Genomic DNA, 5992 nt, shown 5'->3' with positions numbered 1-5992 from the left:
GAGCCCGGGCCCTTGGTGGTGGGCCGTCACGTACGCCTTATCCAGCTCGCTCTGCTCGTCGTCCACCCAGGCGAAGGGACGGCCGCCTGCGTAGGTCACGAGCGGTCCGGTCTTCCAGTGGACTCCGTCAGGGCGATGTTGGAGCAGGGTCTCCCCGAAATCGACGAAGGGAAGTTCCGGAAGGCCGAGGACCGGTGCGATCCACCGATTGGCGTCGTCCATCCATGTGGTGGCCCAGCACAGTTCGAAGCCGAGTTGGAGCAGAATTCGTCCATGCTCTGGGTTGAGCCAGACTCGTAGGGGGCGTCGTCGGGATGAGAGGCCTCTGTCGTCCTTGTGGGCGTCGTTCCGGGGAACTCTGAGTGTGGTGTAGCCGTCGGGGCGCCTCTCCGGCTGCGCCGCGTAGGGGTTGAGCGGCCCGTCCACGTCGAGGAACAGCAGCGGTCGGTTCACGGTTCTCCCCGGGGTATTGCTCGTTGTGGACTGCCCAGATCAGCGTAGCTGTGGGCGGGCGGCTCAGGTCCCTTCGGGAAGCTGGATCGCAGCATGGGTTGCTTCGGCATCCACCGGCGGTCTCCTCATCCCGTTCGAACAGATCGAAAGGCTACACAGCGGCCAGACACTGCCACCGGTCGCTTGGGCAGTCTGACCTCGAAGCTCGACCGCATAGACCTTCAGCTCGGCAGTGCGCAGGGCCGGGACCGGGACCTGGACCTGGTTCGCGTATACGGTGACGGCGGCCCTCACCTCATTGACCTCCTCGGCGCTCTGCCGGCGCGCAACTCGGGCAGGTCCTTCCGCACCCGGGTTGTTCACCTCAGGCTCTTGGCGGGACCGGGCATCTTCGGGTCGGGTGGAGTGTCGTGTCTCGTACGGGGCTGGGGAGTTCACCTGGAGGTTCGGTGCTCCGCTCGGCGGGTGGGCGTGTGGGGCGCCGGAGCGGCCGCCCGTGATCCGGTGGCGGCGAGTCCGAGTGCGGCGGCGGCGAGGAGCGCGATGGGCAGGGTCATGGCGAGGTGAATGCCGGTGAGGGGGGAGTCGCCGAGGCTCAGGAGGGCGGTGGTGGCTGCGGCGCCGAGGGCGGAACCGAGTTGTCGGGCGGTGTTGTTGATGCCTGCTGCCGCGCCGGCGAGGTGGGGTGGGACGTGCCGCATGGCTTCGGTGGACAGCGGGGCGATCATGCATCCGGTGCCGAGGCCCATGAACATCAGCGGGACGGTGAAGGTGAGCGGGTGGGCTCCGTCGTGCGTCAGGAGGGTTGCGGCGGTGAGTCCGATGGCGAAGGGCAGCAGTCCGGCGAGCAGGACGCGGCGGCCGCCGATGCGGTCGCTGAGGCGTCCGGCGAGCGGGGAGACGGCCAGTGAGATCAGCGGGGAGGGTGCCAGGGCGAGTCCGGCATGGAGGGGGCTGAGGCCGAGTTGCTGCTGGAGGAACAGGCCGAGCGGGACGATGGCGCCGATCAGCACGGCTCCGATGGTTGCCATGAGCGCGGTCATGAGGGTGAAGTCGCGGTTCGTGAACAGGGCGAAGGGGATGAGGGGTTCGGCGTTCTGGCGGCGGGCCTGATGGCGTAGGAAGATCGCGCCGAGCGCCGCGCCGGCCGCCGCCAGAGCCCAGATCCAGGCGTTCCAGGAGTAGCGGTTTCCCTCCATGACGGCGAACGTGAAGAGGGTCAGGGCGGCGGTGGACAGCAGCATGCCGGTCAGGTCGAGCCGGTGGGTACGGCCGGTACGCAGGTCGGGAACCCAGCAGTAGGTCAGGGCCAGGACGAGCAGGCCGATCGGGATGTTGATGAAGAACACCCAGCGCCACCCGGCCACGCTGACCAGGAGGCCGCCGAGGGTCGGCCCGGAGAGTGTCGCCAGGCCTGCGATGGAGCCCCATACGCCCAGAGCTGTGCCGCGCCGTGCGGCGGGGAAGGTGGCGACGATCATTGCCATGGTCTGCGGCACCAGCAGTGCCGCCCCGAGGCCCTGGACGGCGCGAGCCGTGATCAGTACTGCGGGTCCGGTCGCCAGGCCGCAGGCCGCGCTGGCGAGGGTGAACAGCGCGATGCCCGTGGCGAACAGGTTGCGTTGGCCCTTCATGTCGCCGAGGCGTGCGGCTGTCACGACGAGGGCCGCGAGGACCAGAGCGTAGCCGCTGATCACCCACATCACCTGGTCCAGGTCGGCGTGCAGGGATCGCATCACGTCGGGGATGGCGATGTTCACGATCGTCATGTCGAGCAGGGTCATGAAGAACCCGAGGGACAGGGTGGCCAGGACGGCCCAGGGGTTTCCGCGCAGCTTCGTCATGCCACTGAGCATATCCATCTGATTCAGATGCATCAATAGTAGATGCATCTGAATCAGATACACTTCGGGAATGAACGTCGACGAGCTGTTCCTGCTGGGGCTGCGCCTCCAGAAGATCGCCGAAGCGGCCATCCCGACCGAGGGCATCGGTGCGCACCCGACCAGCACCCGCAGCGTCCTGGTGGTCACCGCAGACATCAAGGACAACCCCGGCACCACGGTCACCGGGATCGCCAAACGCACCGGACTCGCCCAGAGTCAGGTCTCCGACGCCGCAGCCCGCCTGCGAACCGCGGGGGCCGTCGTCGCGGAACCCGACCCGAAGGACGGCCGCCGCACGCTGCTGCGGCCCAATCCCAAGGCGGCGGCGAGGGTGGCAGCGGTCCGCAGCGCGTCCATCGCCCCGGCCCTGGTGGCCGCCACCAGCGACCCCGACGAAGCGATGGCCTTGCTCGAGCGCCTCAAGGCCCTGCTCAAGCCGCTGGACTAGCGTGCAGCGGATTCCGCGCTGCACGCACCTGCGGGCCGGTCTTCCCAGGCATGCCTCAAACGCCCACCCGGCAGCGAACTCTCAGTGAAGCAGCGGTCGTTGGCTCCCGGTCTCGCCTCCTCCCGCGTACCCGGTCGGGCGAGGCACGGCCCGCCCTGACTCGTGGCGGGCGCATCGTCAGACGCCCAGGCGTGGGACGAGGCGGTGGACCGCCTTCGCCATGCTCTGTGACGGCCTGACGGCCCGACGCCCTACGCGCGCCGAAACCGGCAGACCGGACGCCGGTCGACCGCACCGGCCGCGTGGAGCAGGGCGCGGCGCCGGTGGTCAGAGGCCGACGATGAGTTGGATGCACACGATCTTCACGAGGATGGCCAGGGCGAAGAGGGTGGAGTACCCGGCGTTGATACGGCTGTCGGTGGCCCGACCGTTGGCGTAGGAGAGGATCGCGGGGTTGCCGACGTAGCCGGACAGAAGTCCCATGGTGCGTTCCCGGCTCTGTCCCAGGCACCGGGCCACCAGCACCATCAACGCGTAGCTGACCACGGCGCCGATCGCGAGGACCGCCAGAAGCTTCAGCCCGAAGACGGAGAACGCGTTCTGGCGGAAGGAGTACCCCGAGGTGAGGCCGACGACCGCGAGGAACAGCAGGAGACCGATCTGCCGAAGGGTGAGATTGGCGCGGGTGGGGAGGGTCCACACCAGGGGGCCGGTGCGACGGCGCCAGCCGAGAATCATGCCCATCACCAGCGGGCCGGCGCCTGTCCCGAGGGCCAGGGTGGTGCTGCCGAGCGTCAGTGAGGGGATACCGATGAGAAAGCCGAGGGCGAGACCGAGCCCGAGACTGACGGCGCTCACCTCGCTGACCTTGGTCTCCGTGTCGCCGAGATACGCGCTGACGGCGGCGGCCTGCTCGCGGGGCATGACGACCCTGAGCCGGTCGTCGAGCTGGAGCACGAGATCGTCGTGGGCGAGCATGTCGAAATCCCCGCGCCGGACTCTGCTGACCAGCGCGCCGTAACGGTCCTTGAGTTCCAGCTCACTGACCGTGTGGCCCGCGAGGGCGGGGTCGGTGAGCAGGACGCGGCGGTAGTCGACCGTGTGACGGTCCTCCAGGAGGTCGACGGCCGCAGGGACACCGAGGTACGCCGTGGCGGAACGCAGGTCGCTCTCGCCGCCGACCAGCACGACCCGGTCGCCGGGCGCCAACCGGTCGAGACCGTGGGCGACGGCGCTCTCACCCCCATCGGGACGCACTTCCGACGCCAGGACCCGGCCGCTGCCGACACCCGGAACATCGGCCCAGCGGGCAGGACGGTTCACCTGCACCGTGTGTGTGACGAGCGTGGACGGGAGGCCGGAATCAGGGTCCCGGCGGGCCTTCCACCTGCGACGGGCGGCGATCGCCGCGACGAAGACGATGGTGATGACCACGGCCAGGGGATAGCCGATGGCGTAGCCGACCGCCGGCTGGGCGGGGTCGTCGGAGGCGGCCTGGGCAGCCGCCAGACCGGGCGTGGTGGTCCCGATCCCCGCGTAGCCGCCGGCGAGGAACGGGCCGCTGATCCCGAAGCCCTGATGCCCGATGAAACCGACGACGGCGGCCGTGACGGCGAGGGCGACGATCGCACCGGCCATCACGGCCAGTTGGCCGCGCAGCTCACGGAAGAACGCCGGGCCCGACTCCAGGCCGACCGTGTAGACGTACAGGGCGAGTCCGAGAGCGGAGACGCCCGCCGGGACGGCCGGGCCGATGTCGGGGTCGAGCGCGCCGATGAGGAGACCGACGAACAGCACGCCTGCCGCGCCCAGCTTCACCGGCCCGAACCGGACCATCCCGAGCAGCGCCCCCACCGTGATCACGGAGAAGACGGTCACCCACGGGTTGTTCGCGAAGAAGTGCCACACAGCCGGATCTTTTCCTTCCGCGAAGCGCACCTGTCTGACTCGGCCATGATCTTTCAGACATGGACCGGGCGCCATCCGGACCGAGGTGTGCACCCTGCAGAGCTGCAGTGCGCGGAGTGTCTGGTCGGACTCGCAGTAGCTGCGCCCGCCGCGGCGGGGACTGCCGGAGCAGAGCAGTCCCCGCTGGACACGTTGCCGGACGTGTCAGACCTGGTAGCGGCCGGGCGCGAAGAGATGGAGGTGCTCCGCCACCCATGCCGATGTCCGCTTCAGCCCTTCCTCCAGGTCCACTTCGGGCTCCCAGCCCGCCCAGGTGCGCGCCCGGGTGTTGTCCGAGAGCAGCCGCTGTACTTCGCTGCCGGAGGGCCGCAGTCGCGCCGGATCCACCACGATCTCCGCGTCCCTGCCGGACGCCGAGATGAGAGCTTCGGCGAGGTCCCCGATCGAGACCTCCTGCCCGGTGCCGAGATTGACGCTCTCGCCCAGGGCCCGCTCGCAGTCGGCCAGCGCCAGAAACCCGGCGGCGGTGTCGGTGACGTACGTGAAGTCGCGGGTCGGGGTCAGAGAGCCGAGCCGGACCTCTCGTGCGCCGGAGTGCAGCTGGGCCAGGATCGTGGGAATGACGGCACGGGCGGACTGGCGGGGTCCGTAGGTGTTGAACGGCCGCACGACCGTCACCGGAAGCTCGAACGCGTGCCAGTGGGAGAGCGCCATCATGTCCGCGCCTATCTTGGACGCGGAGTACGGCGACTGCGGCTGCAGCGGATGGTCCTCGCTGATCGGGGCGGTCAGGGCGGTCCCGTACACCTCACTGGTGGAGGTGTGGAGCAGGCGCCGGACCGAGTGGCGGCGGCACGCCTCGGCGATGTTCTCGGTGCCCACGACGTTGGTGCGGACATACGCCCCGGGGGCGTCGTAGCTGTAGGGGATGCCGATGAGCGCGGCGAGATGGAAGACCGTGTCGCAGCCCTCGACCGCGTCCATCACCCGGCCCGCGTCGCCGATGTCCCCGGCGACGAACTCGACCGGTCCGTCGGGGTCGTCGAGATAGCGGGCGAGGTGGCCCTTCTCGGCGTACGGCTTGTAGTGGACGAACGCCCGGACGCGCGCGCCGCGTTCGACGAGCTGGTCCACGAGAGTGGAGCCGATGAAGCCCTCTGCCCCGGTGACGAGGGCCGTGCGGCCGGTCCAGTCGATGGTGCTGATCATGCGGTGAACTCCTGAGTACGGGAACGGGTGACGGAACCGCCCGCGAGACGGACGACCGTCTCGGCGAGCAGATCTGCGGCGTGAGCGT

At 69.4% G+C, this 5992-nt stretch carries 5 protein-coding genes; 1 reads left to right on the top strand and 4 read right to left on the bottom strand.

What is annotated here, in order from left to right:
- Together GTW43_RS05505 and GTW43_RS05500 are read right to left on the bottom strand one after the other, a co-directional pair.
- Positions 1–453 (bottom strand): hypothetical protein (locus GTW43_RS05505; RefSeq protein ID WP_161300487.1); only part of this gene is annotated, 453 nt, incomplete at its 3' end.
- 434 nt (positions 454–887) lie between these two features.
- Positions 888–2297, bottom strand: a complete 1410-nt coding sequence (locus GTW43_RS05500; RefSeq protein WP_237536425.1) for an MFS transporter — start codon at positions 2295–2297, stop codon at positions 888–890.
- Between the two features lie 70 nt (positions 2298–2367).
- Here GTW43_RS05500 and GTW43_RS05495 point away from each other — a divergent pair, with 70 nt between their 5' ends.
- Positions 2368–2787 carry a MarR family transcriptional regulator gene (locus GTW43_RS05495; protein WP_161300485.1) on the top strand — a complete coding sequence of 140 codons (420 nt, stop codon included), beginning with the start codon at positions 2368–2370 and terminating at the stop codon, positions 2785–2787.
- 327 nt (positions 2788–3114) lie between these two features.
- Here GTW43_RS05495 and GTW43_RS05490 read toward each other — a convergent pair whose 3' ends face one another.
- Positions 3115–4695, bottom strand: coding sequence for a TrkA C-terminal domain-containing protein (locus GTW43_RS05490; protein WP_161300484.1), 1581 nt, complete (start codon positions 4693–4695; stop codon positions 3115–3117).
- A gap of 204 nt (positions 4696–4899) precedes the next feature.
- The gene (locus GTW43_RS05485) at positions 4900–5904 is read right to left on the bottom strand and encodes a GDP-mannose 4,6-dehydratase (protein ID WP_161300483.1); all 1005 of its coding nucleotides are present in this window, start codon (positions 5902–5904) and stop codon (positions 4900–4902) included.
- Between the last annotated feature and the right edge of the window lie 88 nt (positions 5905–5992).

The sequence above is a fragment of the Streptomyces sp. SID5785 genome (assembly GCF_009870065.1).
In the GTDB taxonomy this organism is placed as follows: domain Bacteria; phylum Actinomycetota; class Actinomycetes; order Streptomycetales; family Streptomycetaceae; genus Streptomyces.
This window is presented reverse-complemented; position numbering and strand designations above follow the sequence as displayed.